The 20020-nt window shown below is 42.7% G+C and carries 17 protein-coding genes; 11 read left to right on the top strand and 6 right to left on the bottom strand.

Annotated elements, in window-relative coordinates; all coding sequences use genetic code 11:
* Positions 1-88 precede the first annotated feature (88 nt).
* From lolC to lolE, 3 genes are read left to right on the top strand one after another with little or no spacing between them, the layout of a single operon-like run.
* A complete protein-coding gene (lolC, locus tag F9817_RS06290) occupies positions 89-1297 on the top strand; it encodes a lipoprotein-releasing ABC transporter permease subunit LolC (protein ID WP_161154101.1) in 1209 nt (402 codons plus the stop codon).
* Positions 1290-1976, top strand: coding sequence for a lipoprotein-releasing ABC transporter ATP-binding protein LolD (lolD, locus tag F9817_RS06285; protein WP_161154100.1), 687 nt, complete (start codon positions 1290-1292; stop codon positions 1974-1976). Before lolC ends, lolD begins: the two co-directional genes overlap by 8 nt.
* Positions 1977-3221, top strand: coding sequence for a lipoprotein-releasing ABC transporter permease subunit LolE (lolE, locus tag F9817_RS06280; RefSeq protein WP_161154099.1), 1245 nt, complete (start codon positions 1977-1979; stop codon positions 3219-3221).
* 157 nt (positions 3222-3378) lie between these two features.
* Here the strand turns inward: lolE and F9817_RS06275 are convergent, their stop codons facing one another.
* The gene (locus F9817_RS06275; RefSeq protein WP_161154098.1) at positions 3379-3924 is read right to left on the bottom strand and encodes a DUF2062 domain-containing protein; all 546 of its coding nucleotides are present in this window, start codon (positions 3922-3924) and stop codon (positions 3379-3381) included.
* 8 nt (positions 3925-3932) lie between these two features.
* Here F9817_RS06275 and F9817_RS06270 point away from each other — a divergent pair, with 8 nt between their 5' ends.
* Genes F9817_RS06270 through kdsB form a run of 5 tightly spaced genes read left to right on the top strand, consistent with a single transcriptional unit; the run spans position 3933 to position 9876 of the window.
* Positions 3933-6173, top strand: coding sequence for a DNA internalization-related competence protein ComEC/Rec2 (locus F9817_RS06270; protein WP_161154097.1), 2241 nt, complete (start codon positions 3933-3935; stop codon positions 6171-6173).
* 30 nt (positions 6174-6203) lie between these two features.
* Entirely contained in the window at positions 6204-7958 is a 1755-nt protein-coding gene (msbA, locus tag F9817_RS06265; protein ID WP_161154096.1) for a lipid A ABC transporter ATP-binding protein/permease MsbA, read from the top strand.
* Positions 7955-8953, top strand: a complete 999-nt coding sequence (gene lpxK / locus F9817_RS06260) for a tetraacyldisaccharide 4'-kinase (RefSeq protein WP_161154095.1) — start codon at positions 7955-7957, stop codon at positions 8951-8953. Before msbA ends, lpxK begins: the two co-directional genes overlap by 4 nt.
* The gene (locus F9817_RS06255; RefSeq protein ID WP_161154094.1) at positions 8943-9122 is read left to right on the top strand and encodes a Trm112 family protein; all 180 of its coding nucleotides are present in this window, start codon (positions 8943-8945) and stop codon (positions 9120-9122) included. The genes lpxK and F9817_RS06255 overlap by 11 nt, the downstream gene beginning before the upstream one ends.
* A gap of 1 nt (position 9123) precedes the next feature.
* Positions 9124-9876, top strand: a complete 753-nt coding sequence (gene kdsB / locus F9817_RS06250) for a 3-deoxy-manno-octulosonate cytidylyltransferase (RefSeq protein ID WP_161154093.1) — start codon at positions 9124-9126, stop codon at positions 9874-9876.
* A 101-nt stretch (positions 9877-9977) separates the two neighbouring features.
* Here kdsB and F9817_RS06245 read toward each other — a convergent pair whose 3' ends face one another.
* The 3 genes from F9817_RS06245 to F9817_RS06235 form a co-directional block, all read right to left on the bottom strand.
* Complete coding sequence (locus tag F9817_RS06245) at positions 9978-11534, bottom strand: SpoVR family protein (RefSeq protein ID WP_161154092.1); 1557 nt, start codon at positions 11532-11534, stop codon at positions 9978-9980.
* A 12-nt stretch (positions 11535-11546) separates the two neighbouring features.
* Positions 11547-12818 carry a YeaH/YhbH family protein gene (locus tag F9817_RS06240; RefSeq protein ID WP_161154091.1) on the bottom strand — a complete coding sequence of 424 codons (1272 nt, stop codon included), beginning with the start codon at positions 12816-12818 and terminating at the stop codon, positions 11547-11549.
* Positions 12819-12936: 118 nt separating this feature from the next.
* Positions 12937-14871: a PrkA family serine protein kinase gene (locus F9817_RS06235; RefSeq protein ID WP_161154090.1), complete on the bottom strand. Its 1935-nt coding sequence runs from the start codon at positions 14869-14871 to the stop codon at positions 12937-12939.
* A gap of 169 nt (positions 14872-15040) precedes the next feature.
* On the opposite strand from F9817_RS06235, the gene F9817_RS24260 reads away from it, so the two are divergent.
* Both F9817_RS24260 and F9817_RS06230 read left to right on the top strand, forming a co-directional pair.
* Complete coding sequence (locus F9817_RS24260) at positions 15041-15172, top strand: hypothetical protein (RefSeq protein WP_268982043.1); 132 nt, start codon at positions 15041-15043, stop codon at positions 15170-15172.
* A gap of 11 nt (positions 15173-15183) precedes the next feature.
* Complete coding sequence (locus F9817_RS06230) at positions 15184-15948, top strand: MipA/OmpV family protein (protein ID WP_161154089.1); 765 nt, start codon at positions 15184-15186, stop codon at positions 15946-15948.
* 84 nt (positions 15949-16032) lie between these two features.
* Here F9817_RS06230 and F9817_RS06225 read toward each other — a convergent pair whose 3' ends face one another.
* Together F9817_RS06225 and pflA are read right to left on the bottom strand one after the other, a co-directional pair.
* Positions 16033-16533, bottom strand: coding sequence for a YfbU family protein (locus tag F9817_RS06225; protein WP_161154088.1), 501 nt, complete (start codon positions 16531-16533; stop codon positions 16033-16035).
* A 296-nt stretch (positions 16534-16829) separates the two neighbouring features.
* Entirely contained in the window at positions 16830-17570 is a 741-nt protein-coding gene (gene pflA / locus F9817_RS06220) for a pyruvate formate lyase 1-activating protein (protein ID WP_161154087.1), read from the bottom strand.
* Between the two features lie 225 nt (positions 17571-17795).
* Between pflA and F9817_RS06215 the strand changes: the two genes are divergently transcribed.
* Entirely contained in the window at positions 17796-19676 is a 1881-nt protein-coding gene (locus F9817_RS06215) for a methyl-accepting chemotaxis protein (RefSeq protein WP_161154086.1), read from the top strand.
* Positions 19677-20020 lie beyond the last annotated feature (344 nt).

Here is a 20020-nt window from a genome sequence, read left to right as displayed (position 1 = left end):
TTCTCTTACACAGTTTTAGCAAATAAAAGCTACAACCTTGCTCTGATTCCCGTTACAGTAGCGCCATCTTAGTCGTATGGTTTTTATTATGTTTCATCCGATTTCAACCTTTATAGGCCTGCGTTATTTACGTGGGCGTTCCGGTGATAGGTTCAGTCGATTCGTGTCTTACATGTCTACCGCCGGAATCACCATCGGGGTTATGTCCTTAGTAACGGTTTTGTCAGTGATGAATGGCTTCGAATCTGAGCTAAAGCACCGTATTTTAGGTGTGCTTCCTCAGGCAGTTATTTCACAAGATCACGATAAAACGCGCAAAACAGATTCCCCACCTCAATTTATACGTGATATGTCGACATTGCGTTCACCTGAGCCAATTGTGCGCAGTGAAGCGGTGATCCAAAGTGCTTCCGAATTGACCGCCGGTCTTATGATTGGGATCGAGCCTGATCTGCATGATCCGATTTCTGATTACTTAATTGGTGGCAGGGTGAGTGATTTAACCGCTGGCAGTTATCGTGTTTTCTTGGGACAAATATTAGCGCGCCAACTTAATGTGAAAGTGGGTGATAAAGTACGCTTAATGGTCACAAGTGCGAGTCAGTATACGCCGTTTGGGCGTATTCCTAGTCAACGTAATTTTCAAGTGGCTGGCATTTTTAATACCGGCTCAGACGTGGATGGGCAGTTAATGATCACCCACCTAGACGATGCTGGCCGTCTTTTGCATTACAGTGATAGCACCATCTCAGGTTGGCGTCTGTTTTTTGATGACCCATTTGTTGTTGGTGATCTTTCTCATAAAACCTTACCTAAAGGTTGGCATTGGAGCGATTGGCGCGATCAGCGCGGTGAACTTTTCCAAGCGGTTGGCATGGAGAAGAATATGATGGGGCTTATGCTGGGGCTAATTGTTGGTGTCGCTGCATTTAATATTATCTCTGCACTGATTATGGTTGTGATGGAGAAACAAGCTGAAGTCGCCATCCTTAAAACTCAAGGTATGACGGATCGCCAAATTCTGGCCATCTTTATGGTGCAAGGTGCGAGTAGCGGCGTGATTGGTGCACTGGTTGGTGGTGTGTTAGGTGTGCTGCTCGCTGATAACCTCAATTCTGTATTGAGTATGATGGGCGTTGCTCTATTTTCTTTAGGTAGTTCTTTACCTGTGGTCATTAATCCGATGCAAATAACGGTAGTGGTTATTCTTGCTGTGGCGCTCAGTTTGCTTGCCACATTATTCCCTTCTTATCGTGCATCTTCTGTAAAACCCGCTGAGGCGTTACGTTATGAATAATTTGTTGTCTTGTCAGAATGTATGCAAAACTTATCAGGAAGGCGAGTTTAAAACCCAGGTATTAAAAGGCGTCAGTTTCGATTTAAAAACAGGCGAATTAGTCTCGATTATTGGTTCTTCTGGTTCAGGTAAAAGTACGCTGCTTCATATATTAGGAGCACTAGATGATACCAGTGAAGGTAAGGTCGAATTTTTAGGCCATGATTTAATGGCATTGAGCTCTAATCGTCAGGCAAAAATTCGCAATACTCACCTAGGTTTTGTTTATCAATTCCACCATCTTTTGGCCGATTTTACTGCATTAGAGAATGTGGCTATGCCATTACTGATCGGTGGTAAAAAGGTCTCTATCGCTAAACAAGAAGCTAAGGCGTTACTTGAGCGTGTCGGTTTAGGGCATCGTATCGAACACCGGCCTGCAGAATTGTCTGGCGGTGAACGTCAACGCGTGGCTATCGCTCGAGCGTTAGTTAATAAACCTGATTTAGTACTGGCCGATGAGCCAACAGGAAACCTTGATCATCAAACCGCTCTTTCTATTTACGATCTAATGCGTGAATTAAATCAAGAATCCGGTACGGCTTTTTTAGTTGTGACTCATGATAGCCAACTGGCTGAAAAGATGGACCGTCAAATGTATATGCAAGATGGGCTTCTTATGGAAGCGAAGGGGGCATAAGTGTTTGGAGGTTTATCCTTATTAATCGGTGGCCGTTTTAGTCGTGCTAAGCAGCGTAATAAAATGGTGTCGTTTATTTCGCTCTCTTCTACCATCGGCATTGCCGTTGGGGTTGCAGTCATCATCATCGGTCTTTCTGCCATGAACGGTTTTGAGCGAGAGTTGAAAGAACGGGTGTTATCTGTTGTACCACATGGCGAGTTTGAAGGCGTTCGTGGTCCAATGGGGAATTGGCCGGCCTTAGTGAAAAAAGCAGAAAGTGATCCTAATGTTGTTGCTGCTGCGCCGTATGTCCGTTTTACCGCGTTGGCAGAACGGGGTAAACATCTTAAGGCACTAGAAATCCGGGGTGTGAATCCGCAGCTAGAAAGTCAAGTGTCTTTGATGTCCGAGTTTATTGATAAAACCGCTTGGCAACATTTTAAGCCTAATCAAAAGCAGGTTATTTTAGGCAAAGGGGTGGCGGATAAGCTGAATGTTAAGGTCGGAGACTACATCACGTTGATGATACCAAAGTCGAATAACATGAATCGTGTTGAAGCCCCTAAACGGGTGCGGGTTCAAGTGACGGGCTTATTGGTACTTAATGGTCAGATTGATCATAGCTTAGCCTTGTTACCGATGGCAGATGCGCAAAATTACGCATCCATGGGTGATAAAGTGACGGGCGTTTCAATTAAAGTAAATGATGTATTTATGGCAACTCAGATCGTACGGGAAGTGGGTAGTCAACTTGACCAATACGTTTATTTGCGTAGTTGGAAACAGAAATACGGTTATTTGTATCGAGATATCGAGATGGTGCGCACCATTATGTACTTAGTGATGGTATTGGTGATTGGGGTCGCAAGCTTTAATATTGTCTCGACATTAATGATGGCCGTGAAAGATCGCGCGGCTGAAATTGCCATTTTGCGTACCATGGGAGCCACCGATGGATTAGTCAAACGCATTTTTGTATGGCAAGGCGTGTTTTCTGGCGTATTTGGTAGTATTGCAGGTAGTGTTCTTGGAGTACTTGTGGCGATGAATTTAACTGGAATCGTCAATCAACTCGAGAAACTTACCGGTCACCATTTCCTGTCTGGTGATATCTATTTTGTTGATTTTCTGCCATCACAAGTTGAATCGTTTGATGTGCTGTTAGTCTCAGGTACCGCTATTATTTTGAGCTTACTCGCCACTTGGTATCCTGCTAAGCGAGCAAGTCGCTTAAATCCTGCGACAGTACTTAGTGGTAAATAAGTACTGTACTGGTATGAACAAAAAAGGACCTTCGGGTCCTTTTTTGTTGGAATTTCATTGCAGGTATTACACCAATAATTGCCCTTTGTCTCGCACGCTTATTGTTCTAAGCTCCCACTCTTTGTATTGAGTCCGTAAGCTTAGCGGCAGGCAATGTTTACCCTTGGTGTCCGTTTTTGGGGAGATTCTTCGCGAGTTTTGCTTGGCGTTTTTGCCAACTGCGCACGACAGAATAACGCCATAAGCCCAAGATACCAAAGTACCCAATAATAGAAGCAACGACAGCACAGATACCGCTGCCAACCACTAATGGTAAGCAAATAGTATCAAATTGTTCACGGAGAAATTCCCACGATAGCTCAAAGTGAAAATGTTGGGGTGGCATATTTAATACCACAGTACCTAGCTTATAAGCGAGGTAAAAGATGACAGGCATGGTTATCGGATTCGTGATCCATACTAACGCAATGGATAGAGGCAGGTTTACACCAAATAAAATGGCCAAACCGGCTGCCATAATCATCTGACTAGGCAGAGGTACAAATGCCATAAAAAGGCCGACAGCAAAAGCACCTGCAGCAGAACGTCGGTTAAGACACCATAAATTGGGGTTGTATAGAACATTGCCGAAAATTTTTAATGCCTTCTGACGTTTGATCAGATCGTGGTTAGGCATAAACCGCTTAATGAATTTTCTTGGCATAGGAAACCATGACTCTCTTATTCAATAATTGGGTGTTAATTTCGTTTTCATTAACAGCCATTTCATCAATTTATTGGCCTTTCATTCCCGGATGGGAGCCTCTTCTGGCTGCGATTGGCACTGGTGTGATTTGTGTGGTGATTCTGGGATGTCGAAGTGTCATCGGCATAGCCTTGGCAGTTGTGTTGATACTAACACATAGCCAGTTACTCAGTGCACAAAAACATACGCTTTTTCAATTTGGTTCGAATATTACCATAAATGCCCATGTCGATAGTTTTTTTAAACCGGTTGGCGATGCTTTTCAGGGTGATATCACAGTCACCGAGATTAATCATCAACCGATATTCTATCTATTTCAGCCCAAAATAAGGCTAACTTCGCCCATCATATTAACACCGAATCAAAGTGGAATATTTCATGTTTCGGTCAAGCCTATGTTTGGTCATTTGAATGACGTTGGGTTTGATAAAGAAACTTATGCAATAAGCGAAAAAATTGTGGCTAAAGCCAGTGTTTACAGGGATAGCGCTTGGTCTATTACCACAAAAACGACGTTGCGAAATTGGTGGTATCAAGAGGTGCTACATATAGCGCAAGGAAGTGATAAACAAGGCTTAATTCTCGCGCTTTTATTTGGTGAAAGGAGCCGATTAACACCAGATCAGTGGCAGCAATTACGCAATAGTGGTTTGTCACATTTAGTTGCAATTTCAGGGCTTCATATTGGTATTGCATTTGGTTTGGGATTTCTTATTGGTAGCGTTTTTAGCCGTCTTTCGCCGCTATGGTTGTGGGCTCCTTGGCTATTGGGCGCCGCTGTTGCCATCGGTTATGCATGGCTAGCTGGGTTTACCTTACCCACTCAACGCGCTGTTATCATGTGTATTACCAATGTGGTGTTGTTAATGACATCTGTGCGTGTTGGCACTTTGGGGCGACTCAATATCACGTTAGCCGTGGTGCTATTGGTTTACCCATTCGCAGCATATAGCAGTAGTTTATGGCTGTCATTTTTTGCTGTTAGTGCAGTCATTTATTTGGCTAGCTGGACCCAACATTATGCCCATACTTGGCAAAAATTATTCTTAATACAAATTGGTGTAACGTTGTTTATGGTGCCGGTTACCGGCTACTTCTTCCATGGAGTGAGTGTCACCTCGGTCCTATTTAATTTGGTTTTTATCCCTTGGTTCTCTTACGTGATTGTACCGTTAGGTTTTCTGCTTTTACTGGCGTTAGTGTGCGGTGGGTGGGGCGCTAATTATGTATGGCAATGCTTAGATTGGGCTTTTGCTCCTTTGCTTCATGCGTTGCAATGGAGTGAAGGGAGTTGGATTAATTTTAGTCGTGAGTGGACACTGACCGTACTCTTTGTGTTAATCGCTTTCATAAGCACACTATTGATCAGGAAGCGTTGGGCTGCATGTATGACAGTGTTGGTGCTTTCTCATTTATGGTCTAGTCAGCCTCGTTTTGATTGGCGTGTCGAAGTATTAGATGTTGGACATGGCCTAGCTGTACTGATAAGGCAGAACGACAAAGTGCTTGTTTATGATACTGGCAGCGGATGGGATACGGGGAGCATGGCTAATTCAGTCATTAAACCGTTAGTCGCCTATTACGGTGAAACGCTGGACGCAATGATAGTAAGCCATACCGACAACGATCATGCAGGAGGACGATACGATATTGAGCCTATCATCTCTCACCGGCATCAATGGGCAAGTCAGCGTTTGTCGGGGTATCGGCCTTGTATTCGCGGTGAAAGCTGGTGGTGGGAATCGCTTTCTTTTGAAGTGTTATGGCCACCAAAACAAGTGCAGCGCGCATATAATCAGCATTCATGTGTGATCATGGTTCGTGACATCTATCATCGCCATTCTATCTTGCTGACGGGAGACGTTAATGCAGTCGGTGAGTGGTTACTTGCACGAGGGCAAGACAATTTGAACGCGGAAGTGATGTTAGTGCCTCATCATGGCAGTGGTACATCGTCTACCGCACAGCTGATTGATAAAGTTAGCCCGACGTGGGCAATTGCCTCTCTCGCTAAAGGGAACCTTTGGCATTTGCCGTCATCTGCGGTGGTTAAACGCTATACTCAGCATGGGGCTCATTGGTTAGATACGGGTGATTCAGGTCAAATTAGTGTTATTTTTCATGGTAACGACACCCGAATCGAGCGGAAACGCTCGAATGATAACCAGCCATGGTATAGGCAGATGCTACGTAACGGGGTAGAATGAGCGCAATTTTATAACCGATGATGTATCTCTATGTCGATAAATACAGACGAAACCACTTGGCAGACTTTTAAACGCCTTTGGACTTACATTCGTAATTACAAGGCAGGACTCGTTGTTGCCTGTATTGCTTTAATTCTTAATGCCGCTTCAGATACGTATATGATGTCTCTACTCAAACCTTTGCTAGATGAAGGGTTTGGTAGTACGGATACCTCATTTCTGCGTACGTTGCCTTTTATCGTAATGGGGGTGATGTTATTACGCGGTTCGAGTGGGTTTGTGTCTTCTTATTGTTTGAGTTGGGTGTCGGGTAACGTCGTTATGCAAATGCGTCGTTCGATCTTCAAACAATTTATGCATATGCCGGTGAGTTTTTTCGATAAAGAATCCACTGGTAGTTTGTTATCTCGGATCACCTACGACACAGAACAAGTCGCTAATGCGACCAGTAAGGCGTTGGTCAGTATCGTTCGAGAAGGTGCAAGCATTATTGGCTTGTTAGTGCTGATGTTTTGGAACAGCTGGCAGCTCTCTTTAGTTTTGATTGTCGTTGCGCCAATTGTTGCTATTGCGATTAGTATCGTATCTAAACGTTTTAGAAAAATTTCCAAAAATATGCAGACCACAATGGGTCACGTGACCGAATCAGCTGAGCAGATGCTGAAAGGTCATAAGGTGGTGTTAAGTTATGGTGGTCAAAAGGTAGAACAAAAACGTTTTGATAAAGTCAGTAATCGCATGCGCCAACAAAGCATGAAATTAGTGTCTGCCCAGTCCATTGCTAACCCAGTGATTCAGGTTATTGCATCATTTGCAGTCGTTACTGTTCTGTTTCTTGCGAGCTTCCCAGAAATTCGTGAAAGCTTGACACCTGGTACATTTTCGGTGGTATTCACCGCTATGTTTGGTTTGATGCGTCCGCTTAAAGCATTGACCGGGGTAACTTCTCAGTTCCAAAAAGGGATGGCGGCGAGTCAAACCTTATTCGCTTTCATGGATATGGAGCGTGAAAAAGATGACGGTAAGTTTGAATCGGATGATATTAAGGGTGAAGTGAAAGTCAATGACATTACCTTTACCTATCAAGGCAGTGAAAAACCAGCGCTGAGAAATGTTAGCTTCGATATTCCAGCGGGTAAAACTGTCGCGTTAGTGGGGCGTTCTGGTTCAGGTAAATCGACCATCGCTAATCTATTTACGCGCTTCTATGATGTGGATTCAGGCTCTATCGAGCTTGATGGTCATGATATTCGTGACTTTAAGTTAAGCAATTTACGCCAGCATTTTGGTCTGGTTTCACAAAATGTTCACCTGTTTAACGATTCAATTGCTAATAACATTGCTTATGCCGCTGAGGGCGATTTCAGTCGCGAACAGATCGAAAATGCCGCTCGACTTGCGCATGCGATGGAATTTATCGATAACATGCCTCAAGGCTTGGATACAGTGATCGGTGAAAACGGCACGAGTTTGTCTGGTGGACAACGTCAGCGTATTGCCATTGCGCGCGCACTGCTGCGTGATGCACCTGTATTGATTCTTGATGAAGCGACTTCGGCTCTAGATACAGAATCAGAGCGAGCCATTCAATCGGCGTTGGAAGAGTTACAGAAGAATAAAACTGTCCTTGTCATTGCACACCGATTATCGACCATTGAAAATGCAAGTGAGATTCTGGTTGTCGATGAGGGTGAAATCATCGAACGTGGTAGCCATAGTGAATTGCTTGGAAAAGGTGGTTCATACGCGCAACTGCACAGTATCCAGTTTGGTGAGCGGGCGTGATTGAAAAGATTTGGTTTCACAAGAGCGTTTGGTATTTTGTTTTATGGCCACTACTGTGGCCATTAAGCAAATTATTCGCCCAAATCAGCATGTCACGACGCCATGCTTATCAGCAAGGTAATAAAGAGAGTTATCGTGCCCCAATTCCAGTGGTTGTCGTGGGTAATATTACCGCTGGTGGTAATGGAAAAACTCCGGTTGTGGTGTGGCTAGTGGAAACCTTACTTGAGCTAGGTTATCGCCCAGGAGTTGTTTCACGAGGTTATGGTGGCAAAGCGCCACAGTATCCCTTGGTGTTGACACCACAAACTCCTGCAGCGCATAGTGGTGATGAGCCTAAGCTGATTCAGCAAAGAACAGGTGTCCCTGTAGCTGTTGCTCCTATTCGTTCAGAGGCTGTCAAAGCTTTGCTTGTGCATGATGTGAATATCATCATTACCGATGATGGCCTGCAGCATTATGCATTACAAAGAGATATTGAGTTTGTTGTCGTCGATGGGGCAAGGCGTTTTGGCAACGAACAGATGATTCCTTTAGGGCCACTGCGAGAGCCTTTATCTCGTTTACCTGAAGTGGATTTTATCATCACTAATGGTGGGCACGCGGAGCAAGGTGAAATTGCGATGACATTGGCACCGCAAATGGCGATAAACTTAATCACTGGCGAACGACGTCCTGCCAACGAACTTCATGGCTTAGTTGCATTTGCCGGGATCGGCCATCCTCCGAGATTTTTTGCCACGCTTGAACAGTTAGGGGCAAAGCTTATACATACCGCAGCGTTTGCGGATCATCAGGATTTTTCTCAGTCAGAACTTTATGCGTTGAGTGAGCGCGGTGAAAACGTCATTATGACCGAAAAAGATGCGGTTAAATGCGCTCATTATGCCCAAGAAAATTGGTGGTATTTGCCGGTAACGGCCGCCATTGAGTCAGTCGAGACACAACGTATATTGGATAAAATAAAAGAGGTAACGGAACATTATGGATCATAGACTACTTGAAATTGTTGCATGTCCAGTATGCAAAGGTAAATTGGTATACGACAAAGAAAAACAAGAGCTTATTTGTAAAGCAGACCGTCTAGCTTATCCAATTAAAGATGGTATTCCTGTTTTGTTAGAATCAGAGGCTCGTACTATGTCTATGGACGAGGGGCGTTAAAATGTCTTTTACTGTGGTCATTCCGTCGCGCTATCAGTCGTCTCGTTTGCCAGGTAAACCTTTAGCTGACATTTGCGGCAAACCTATGGTTCAGCATGTTTATGAACAAGCATGTCAAGCTGGCGCTGAGCAGGTGATCGTTGCTACTGACGATCAGCGTATTGCTGAAGTGGTGCGTGGATTTGGTGGTGAAGTTTGTATGACCTCTCCCGATCATCAATCAGGTACTGAACGCTTAGCTGAAGTAGTGAAACTTAAACAGATTCCCGATGAGCAAATCGTAGTCAATGTACAAGGTGATGAGCCTTTAATTCCGCCTAGTGTGATTCGACAAGTGGCTGATAATTTAGCTGGTTGTGATGCACCTATGGCGACATTAGCGATTGAAGTGACAGACGAGGATGAGGTGTTTAACCCAAATGCTGTCAAAGTGGTGACGGACAAAGATGGGTATGCACTGTACTTCACACGGGCTTCTGTACCTTGGGATCGTGATAACTTTGCCCAATCACCACGTCAGGTAGTAAGACCATTACTACGTCATATTGGTATTTATGCCTATAGAGCCGGGTTCATCAACACTTATGTAAACTGGCAACCAAGCCAACTAGAGCAGATTGAAAGCTTAGAGCAACTCCGTGTGCTTTGGTATGGTGAAAAAATTCATGTTGATGTTGCTAAAGAAGCGCCACCCGCTGGTGTGGATACAGCAGAAGATCTTGAAGTGGTGCGTGCAGTATTAGCGGCAAGATAATGAATTGGTATACCTATCAATATCACTGAATAACAAGGAAGGCTCCGCGAACGGAGCCTTTTTAGTGTTATGAGAATTGTGTACTACTTTAGTTGCCCTAATCAGATCCTTGTGTCGTAATCGTTACGCTTAGGGCAGGTTGTGAGGATTTCACGTCTTCCAGTTTCTTTTACCTCCTCTAATTTCACTTCAAATCCCCATAGCCGATGTAAGTGTTTCATCACTTCATCATAGCTAGGGTCCAACGGAATGCGATCTTGTGGCACATACTGAAGTGTCAACGAACGATCACCACGTATATCCACATTGTAGATTTGGATATTGGGCTCTATGTTGCTCAAATTATATTGGGCAGCGAGCTTTTCACGAATGGCACGGTAACCCATGTCATCATGAATGGCACTGACTTCGATGAAGTTTTTCCGATCATCATCATCGATAGCAAATAATTTGAAATCGCGAATCACCTTAGGTGATAAATATTGGCTTATGAAGCTTTCATCTTTAAAGTTATGCATTGCAAAATGCAGCGCGTCCAACCAATCGGTTCCAGCTAAGTTCGGGAACCATTCATAATCTTCTTCAGTTGGGTGCTCACAGATACGCTTAATATCTTGGAACATAGCAAACCCTAATGCATAAGGGTTTATACCACTGTAGTAAGGACTGTTATAGGGAGGCTGTGCCACCACACTCGTATGGCTATGTAGAAACTCTAGAATGAACTTATCAGAAACAAACCCCTCATCGTATAGATGGTTTAAGATGGTGTAGTGCCAGAACGTTGCCCACCCTTCGTTCATCACTTGAGTTTGCTTTTGTGGGTAAAAGTATTGGCTGACTTTGCGCACAATACGTACTACTTCCCGTTGCCATGACTCGAGGAGCGGGGCATGTTTTTCGATGAAATAAAGAATATTTTCTTGTGGTTCACTCGGAAAACGATGCTCTACTTCTTCTTGTTTGTTTTCTTTCGGTACGGTACGCCACAGTGCATTCACTTGTGATTGTAAGTACGCTTCACGCTCTTCTTGACGAGCTTTTTCCTCAGCAATAGAAATCTTTTCCGGGCGTTTATACCGGTCGACCCCGTAGTTCATTAATGCATGGCAAGAATCCAATAATTGCTCGACTTCATGCTCACCGTATTTTTCCTCACAGCGACGAATATAATTTTTCGCAAACAGTAAGTAATCAATAATCGATGAGGCGTCCGTCCATGTTTGAAATAAATAATTGCCTTTAAAGAAGGAATTATGGCCATAACAAGCATGCGCCATAACTAACGCTTGCATCGTGACGGTATTTTCTTCCATTAAGTAAGCAATACATGGGTCGGAGTTGATGACGATTTCATAAGCAAGCCCCATCTGTCCGTGCTTGTATCCTTGCTCAGTTTGGATGAATTTTTTACCAAATGACCAGTGGTTATAATTGATCGGCATACCAATACTTGAGTAGGCGTCCATCATCTGTTCAGATGTAATCACTTCTATTTGGTTGGTATAAGTATCCAAGCGATAGTGTTCTGCTACACGCCTAATTTCTTTATGATATTTTTCAAGTAAATCAAAGGTCCAATCTGGTCCGTCCGGCAGCATTTTACTGTTCTTCTTTGGAGTCCGTTTAGACTCGGCCGATTTTGTTGTCGTCGCCATAGACACGCCTCCTTATGCTGTCTCTTTGTGGAACAGTTCTCTAAACACCGGATAGATATCATCGACTCCTCGGATGTTTTTAATCGCAAAGTTCCCAAAAGATTCCTGAAGTTTTTCATACTCATGCCACAACGTCTGATGTGAACGACGAGTAATTTCTATGTATGCATAGTAGCGACAGGACATCAGAATATTCTCACTCAACAATTCTTTACAACGTGGTGAGTCATCCGCCCAGTTATCCCCGTCAGATGCTTGTGCTGCATAAATATTCCATTCATTAACTGGATAGCGTTTTTCAATGATTTCTTGCATCAATTTCAAGGCGCTAGATACGATAGTTCCCCCAGTCTCTTGCGAATAGAAAAACTCATGTTCATCGACTTCTTTCGCTTGTGTATGGTGACGAATAAATACAACTTCGACATTTTCGTATTTACGGGTAAGGAATAAATACAGTAATACATAGAAGCGTTTAGCAATGTCTTTTGTCGCTTGATCCATAGAACCAGACACATCCATCAAACAAAACATCACAGCTTGACTTGATGGGATAGGGCGACGTTCATAGTTTTTGAACCTTAAATCAAAGGTATCAATAAATGGCACACCTTGAATTTTTTTCCTAAGCTCGTCTATTTCCGCTTTTAAGCGTTTTTCTTCAAGGAGTTGTGCAGGTTCTGAATGCTTGATTCTTTCAAGCTCTTCTTCGAGTTCGTTCATCATGCGGCGTTTGCCTGCCGTCATTGCTGTGCGACGAGCGAGAGATTGTTGCAGCGAACGAACAATCGCAATATTCGATGGAACACCAGCAGTGTTATAGCCTGCGCGATGGGTCTTCCATTCGGTAATTTTGTTAACTTGGTTTTTCTCCAAATTAGGTAACTCTAAATCTTCAAATAGAAGATCTAGGTATTCATCTTTGGAAATTTGGAATACAAAATCATCTTCGCCTTCGCCGTCAGCACTCGCGTCGCCTTCACCGGAACCACCTCCGCCTTGACCGCCTTTAGGCCGTTCGATTTTGTCACCACGGATAAATTGGTCATTACCCGGATGGACGCGTTCGCGTTCACCACCTTTACCTTGATGGAAAACGGGTTCCTTGATATCCCGATTTGGAATAGAGACATCTTCGCCTGATTCTGTATTTGTGATTGAACGGCGGTTAACTGCATCAGCCACCGATTCTTTAATCTGTTCTTTGTAACGGCGTAAAAAGCGTTGTCTATTGACTGCGCTTTTGTTTTTACCGTTTAATCGTCTGTCGATAAATTGCGCCATGTATTCCCCCTTCTAACGTCGCGATACACTCCGTGTGTCGCTTCGGGCAACCTCAGCTTTGTATTTAAGTCGTGACACCTAGAGTGTCACGACCAAGTTGAGGTAAGTCTCTGGAGAGTTATGAGGATTTACGTACACGTAAATACCATTCAGAAAGCAAGCGAACTTGTTTTTCTGTGTATCCTTTCTCCATCATACGAGCGACAAAGTTGTCGTGTTTCTTCTGATCTTCGCTTGAAGTTTTGGTATTGAAAGAGATAACTGGCAGCAACTCTTCGGTGTTCGAGAACATTTTCTTCTCGATGACAGTCCGTAGTTTTTCGTAACTGGTCCAAAGCGGATTTTTGCCATTGTTATTAGCACGTGCACGCAAGACAAAGTTAACGATTTCGTTACGGAAGTCTTTTGGATTACTAATCCCGGCAGTTTTTTCGATTTTTTCCAGTTCGCTGTTTAGTGCTGAGCGGTCAAATAGTTGACCTGTTTCAGGATCACGATACTCTTGATCTTGAATCCAGAAATCAGCGTAAGTGACATACCGATCAAAGATGTTCTGACCATATTCAGAGTAGGACTCTAAGTAAGCGGTCTGAATTTCTTTACCGATAAATTCCACATAACGAGGAACCAAGTAACCTTTAACAAACTCAAGATAACGCTCAGCCGTATCTTGTGGGAACTGCTCACGTTCAATTTGTTGTTCAATAACATAGAACAGGTGAACAGGGTTGGCTGCAACTTCTGAGTAATCGAAGTTAAATACGCGTGACAAAATCTTAAAGGCAAAACGGGTTGATAACCCTGACATACCTTCATCGACGCCGGCGTAATCGCGATACTCTTGATAGCTTTTTGCTTTAGGATCGGTATCTTTCAACGTTTCACCATCATAGACCCGCATTTTCGAGAAAATGGAGGAGTTTTCAGGCGCTTTCAAACGTGAGAGAACACTGAATTGTGATAGTAACTCTAAGGTGCTTGGCGCACATGGTGCATGAGCTAATTCACTGTGATCCAACAGTTTTTGGTAAATTTTAACTTCTTCAGAAACGCGTAAACAGTAAGGCACTTTGACAATGTATACACGGTCTAAGAACGCTTCGTTGTTCTTGTTGTTTCTAAATGCTTGCCATTCTGATTCGTTTGAGTGGGCTAGAATCATACCGTCGAAAGGCAATGCTGATAGACCTTCGGTCCCGTTGTAGTTACCTTCTTGGGTAGCCGTCAACAATGGGTGCAGCACTTTAATTGGCGCTTTAAACATTTCGACGAATTCCATCAAACCTTGGTTGGCTCGACACAAGGCACCAGAGTAACTATAAGCATCTGGGTCATCTTGTGAAAAGTGTTCAAGTTGGCGGATATCGACTTTACCAACCAATGCTGAAATATCTTGGTTGTTCTCGTCCCCTGGTTCGGTTTTAGCAATTGCAATTTGATCTAGGATTGATGGACGGACTTTGACCACTTTAAATTTGGTTATGTCACCGCCAAATTCGTGTAGTCGTTTCGCTGCCCATGGGGACATGATTGAGCGAAGATAACGTTTTTGAATACCGTATTCTTCGTGTAGAAGTTGGCCATCTTCATTCACATCAAATAGACAGAATGGATGGTCGTTAACTGGACTACGTTGTCCATTTGCTGACAATACGTAGATTGGGCATTGTTGCATCAAGGCTTTCAATTTTTCAGCCAATGATGATTTACCGCCCCCAACTGGGCCAAGTAAATATAAAATCTGTTTACGTTCTTCCAAGCCTTGAGCAGCATGTTTTAGATACGATACGATTTGTTCTATAGCTTCCTCCATACCATAGAATTCTTTGAAGGGTTCGTAACGTGAAATAACTCGGTTCGAAAATATTCGACTTAGACGAGGGTGCTTAGATGTGTCGACTTGCTCTGGTTCCCCAATAGCCAACAATAAACGCTCTGCAGCGTTTACATAAGCACTTTTGTCTTCTTTACATAGAGCTAGAAACTCTTGTATTGATAACTCTTCGTCCTTGGCTGCTTCATAGCGTGCCTGAAAGTGGTCAAAAATACTCATAGTGATTCCCCTCTAAAAATGTCTTATTGACATACAACCGCTTAAAAACACAAATCCCTAACACTTAAAGCCTAGTTCTTAAACCACGATTTTGCTTAACAATTATGCGTTTATTTCAATTCCGTGATGGTTGTATCGTGTTTACATCTTTGACATTATGAACATGAATATGAACGTTGATGATTATGCTTATGCCAAACTTAAGGAAGCGGCTGACCTACAAAACACGATTAACCCTATTTATTACTCGCACAAAGAATGTGAAACAAGTGTGACTCAAGTAGCATTTTTTGTGGAATAAGGATTAAAAAAATGAAAATAAACATTTCCAGTGTCGTGCCATTAGGGATAGTTTTCGCTGGTATTACGACGTTAAACCAAGCAATTGCAGCGCCTAGCCCTTGGTCTATCGGAGTTGGTGGTGGTGTTTCGTCTGAACTGTACAAAGATACTCATTCTGATTCGAATGCCACCTTGCTCGGTGGTTACGATGGAGAGCATATTTATCTTAAAGGTACTGAACTTGGCTACCGTCTCTTTGCCAAAGATGCTAAGCAGAATGTTATGTTACGAGTGTTGTATGACGGACGACATTTTGACCCCAGCGATTCAGATGATCAGCAGATGAAACAACTAGATAAGCGCCACGGTACGGGTCTTATCGGTCCTAAAATGCAAATTAAAACGGCTGCTGGGACGTTTGAAAGTGGCGTTGCGGTTGAGTTTACTGGTGAACATCAAGGTTATTTAGCAACGGTGGGTTGGAGTTATCCGCTCATTATGGGCAATATGGGGATTATTCCCAATTTGGGTTATGAACATAACTCAGAAAAAATGGCGAATTATTTATATGGTGTGTCTGATCATGAGGCGCGCCATAGCGGTATTCAACGTTATCATGTCAACGGTGCTGGCCAATATTACATGGGCGTTAATGGTTTTTTCAAGCTCACAGAGCATATCCGCTTTGACAGTGGTTTACGTTTTACCCATTACGATTCTGAGATAAAAGATAGTCCGATCGTTGCGCATGGTAACAATGCCGCGCTGTTTGTTGCGGCGTCATATGTATTTTAGTGTTTAACATTCCGCTGCCATCTTGGCAGCGGAAATAAAGCAGTCGTTCATTAAAAAAACAGTGTGGATACTTGGGGATAGATACTATGCGTTAAGCAGTTGATGGAGCTCTGTTGCAGACAAATGGTATTGACGAGGGCACTGACTCCACACGGCTTGCATTTTACGATATTTGTCTAGCATCGGAACTTGACTGTTAAAGCCATGTTCACCTTTTTCAAATTGTGGGTACATGCCTTCACTGTCAACAAGGAAACGCACATATTGGACGAGTTGATTTTCTGTCACTGCATCAAAACCGAGGAATTGTAGACGACGTTGATCAACGTCAGCTTTAGCATCAGAGCTAAGTTGGTTATACGATTCTTGCATCGCGTGATACATTTCCATGATATTGATAACCTGACGACATTGCTCTTCAGGCAAACAGCCAAACTCTTTGTTTAGCTCACTCATCTGTAGGTCATAACCTCGTTCAACGATGGTTTTGAGACGTTGATACTTAGCACTATTTGATGGGTCTAACTGCGCCATTAATAGGTATTGGTTAGATAAGATAAGACGTTGAGCATTTGTCATTTCCATAGCGGGCCTCACCAGAGTATAAAATTTAAAATTTGTGTTTCTGGGCTCAGATTAAAATAACATGCAGTTAATAAATATGATCTGACCACGTATTTGGTGCATAAATTTACCCACGAATAGCGAAAAATTCGTGCTACGTCTATGTGATGGATTCAGCGAAATAGAAATGGTGAGTTTGGGGAATATTTTCTGAGAATAAAAGCCGATAAGGCAGTTCAATTTCGCGTCATTGGTAACGAAATAAGCCGATATGTCGGCTTATTTCGGTATCTGGGGAGAAATAAGCAGACAGCTATTTAGTACTTAACGTTATCATGGTATTCAGAAAGGATCCCTTTGATGAATTCCATCGTTTCTTTACTCGGAGGCTCAACGCCTTCGAGAGGGTAGACTTCACCCATTGCTTCCCACTTATGTGCGCCTAGCTTGTGGTAAGGTAGCATTTCAATCTTTTCGATATTACTCATATCTTTAATAAACTCACCAAGCAGACGGGCCGACTCTTCATCATCAGTATAACCAGGCACTACGACATACCGCAGCCATGTTGATTTGCCTATTTTTTGTAAGTAACGAGCAAAATCAAGTACACGTTTATTTGATACTCCCACCAAGTTTTGGTGAACATCATCTTTCATCTGTTTAATGTCCAGCATAACCAGATCGGTGACTTCCAGTACTTCATCAATCACCGGGGTGTATTTACGAATATAACCGTTAGTATCGAGGCAGGTGTGAATGCCTTCTTCATGGGCTGCTTGAAACAGGTCACGAACAAACTCTGGCTGCAGCATTGACTCACCACCAGAACAAGTAATGCCACCACCTGATGCATTCATAAAATGGCGATAAGTTTTCGCTTCATTAATGATTTCTTCAACTGTGGTTTCTTTACCTTCGTGCACATCCCATGTGTCTCGGTTATGACAATACTTACAACGGAAGAGGCATCCTTGGAGAAAGATGATAAAACGAATGCCTGGACCATCGACAGTACCGCAGGTTTCATAGGAGTGTATACGACCAGTAGTAGACATGAGCAGCTCTCTATTTGGAGGTTTCTTTTGTTGCCCATTTTATTACAAATACCTGCAATTAAATAGTTTTTCCTTGGTAATGTTAGGGATAATTTACGGGAAATTAAAAACGCTTAGATATTCAAATTCAATGTGTTATAACAGTGTTATAGTTAGCCATAATAAAAAGGTTTTTTTATAATATTATTAATAAAAATAAATTAACAAATTAACAGGGATAAATACATGGATGTAATGAAGTTGTCTCAAAAGCAGAAAATCACTGCTTTCATTGTTGTACTGTGTTTAGGATTTGTGGCTCTTGGCATTTTTGCTGGGCACAGTCTCAAGAGCATGAGCACACAATATCAAAATAGTAATGCCATTACCGAAGGGGTAGTGGGTATACACGCCACCCAAGCAAAATTACTCTCACTCGCCGCCGGGCGGGACGACCTTTCCTCAAAACAAATACCCATGGTAAAAAAAGAGCTTGATGAACTTCTTAATGAAGTAAAACAAGATGTCGTTTTTTTAAATGGTATTGGTTTATCTGCGCAAGCAAATGACTTATTAGCGGCAACCCAGTCTTTCGACAACTCTTTTCGCCCTTGGTTGAATATTAAATCTGAGCTTGGCTTTAGTGTCGATGAAGGTAAATTAGGTGAGCTTAAATCATTGGAAACGACAATTGAAAAGAAAATAAATGAAACGGGTATGGTAACCGTAATGTCAGATTTTCAAGCGATGATTAAAGCGCAGCAAAATTATTTACTTAAACAGAGTGAGAACAATCTGAAATTATTCAATCGTGCAATGTTTGGCTTCGTCAATACGTCAAACAGTTATGCGATGCTGAATTTGTACCAAAAAGAAGTAGAACAATTTAAAGCAACATTTAAGCGTGTTGCAGAGCTTAGCCAACAGGAAACCATTAAAGAGCAAAATCTGTTGGCTGGAGAAGCCAAAGCGAGTGACATTATTCATGCTATTTCCGGTGATATTGAAAAATTGAGTGCGAAGTATCAAGCTGAGGCTGCTCAATCTGGTGATGTTACTTTGTGGTCTGTTCTTATTGCTTGTGCGGTTTTAGCCTTGGTAACCATTTCAATTTTTGTGATGCAAAGTGTGTCACTAACGCGTTCTCTAAGTCAAACAAAGCGAGTGTTAGAGAAATTATCGCAAGGGGATCTGACGCAGAAAATGCAGGTGTCGAATAACCCTAATGATGAGTTTAATCAGCTTGCCGTTGCGATTAACCAAAGCTGTGAACACCTAGCTGGTTTGGTGAGAAAAGTTCAGGAAAACAGCCAAGCCTTATCGGGAGATGCTGCTGCTTTGCATTCTGGTGTTGATAAACTCACACAAAGCCAAACTGACGTAATGAGTCAAAGCCAGCTACTTGCTTCAGCAACTGAGGAAGTGAGTGTCACAACGAAAGAAGTGTCAAATTCGTTAGAATTCGTGGCAGAAATGAGTAAAGCCTCAAACCAAGCGGCAACAGAAGGTTCGACGGTCATTTCGGCTGCTATTGAGTCACTACAAGATATTGGTGAGATATTAAACTCAGCAGCGAGTCATATTCAGCAGTTAGAACAAGCCTCATTAAAAATTGATTCAGTGATGGATATCATTAATGGTATTGCCGAACAAACCAATTTGCTGGCCTTGAACGCAGCGATAGAGGCTGCGCGTGCCGGTGAACAAGGGCGTGGCTTTGCCGTAGTCGCTGATGAAGTTCGTAGTTTAGCAGTGCGTACAGTTGATGCTGTGGCTGATATCTCCTCTACTATTCAAACCATGAAAACTGAAAGCGATGAAGTGATTCAGTATATTAACCAATCGCAACAGTCGATGGAGATTGGTCAACAGCGTGGCCATGAGGCGATGAATGCAATGGGAATGATCACCACTAAAGCCGATGAAGCTGCCAGCCAAACTGAAGTGATTTTCGCTTCGATGAAAGAATTGGCGACAACGAGTCAATCGATGGCCGATAGTATGGTGCAAATATCAGCAGCAATGAGCTCTTTAGAAGAGAATAATACCCGATTGAGTGAGACGAGTCAGGGTGTGGATAAACGCTCAACTAATTTGCACAATGATTGCCAAAGGTTTGTGGTTTAGTTGTTTAACATTATGATTTAATTATATTTTATCTATTTTATTTGGCCGGGCTGTTGTCCGGCTTTCTTATATCTATCCATGTTTCCCTCACCTCTTTCTACCGCAGTTTACTATGTGAGTTTTTACTCCAGATAGAATCGTCGCCAGAAGGTTAAATAACGGGGTTGTATGCGTTTGAGATGATATCACCATGCCCTAGCAAGATAGCAAGATAGCAAGATAGCAAGATAGCAAGATAGCAAGATAGCAAGATAGCAAGATAGCAAGATAGCAAGTAACAGTAAAATACGAGAACAAGAGGAATTGATAGGGTGTGTTTGGATAGATGGGTGAGGCAATAAAAA

Source organism: Vibrio eleionomae (assembly GCF_009874545.1).
GTDB lineage: Bacteria > Pseudomonadota > Gammaproteobacteria > Enterobacterales > Vibrionaceae > Vibrio > Vibrio nitrifigilis.
The sequence above is the reverse complement of the archived record's forward strand: the minus strand, read 5'-3'. Positions and strand labels throughout refer to the sequence as shown.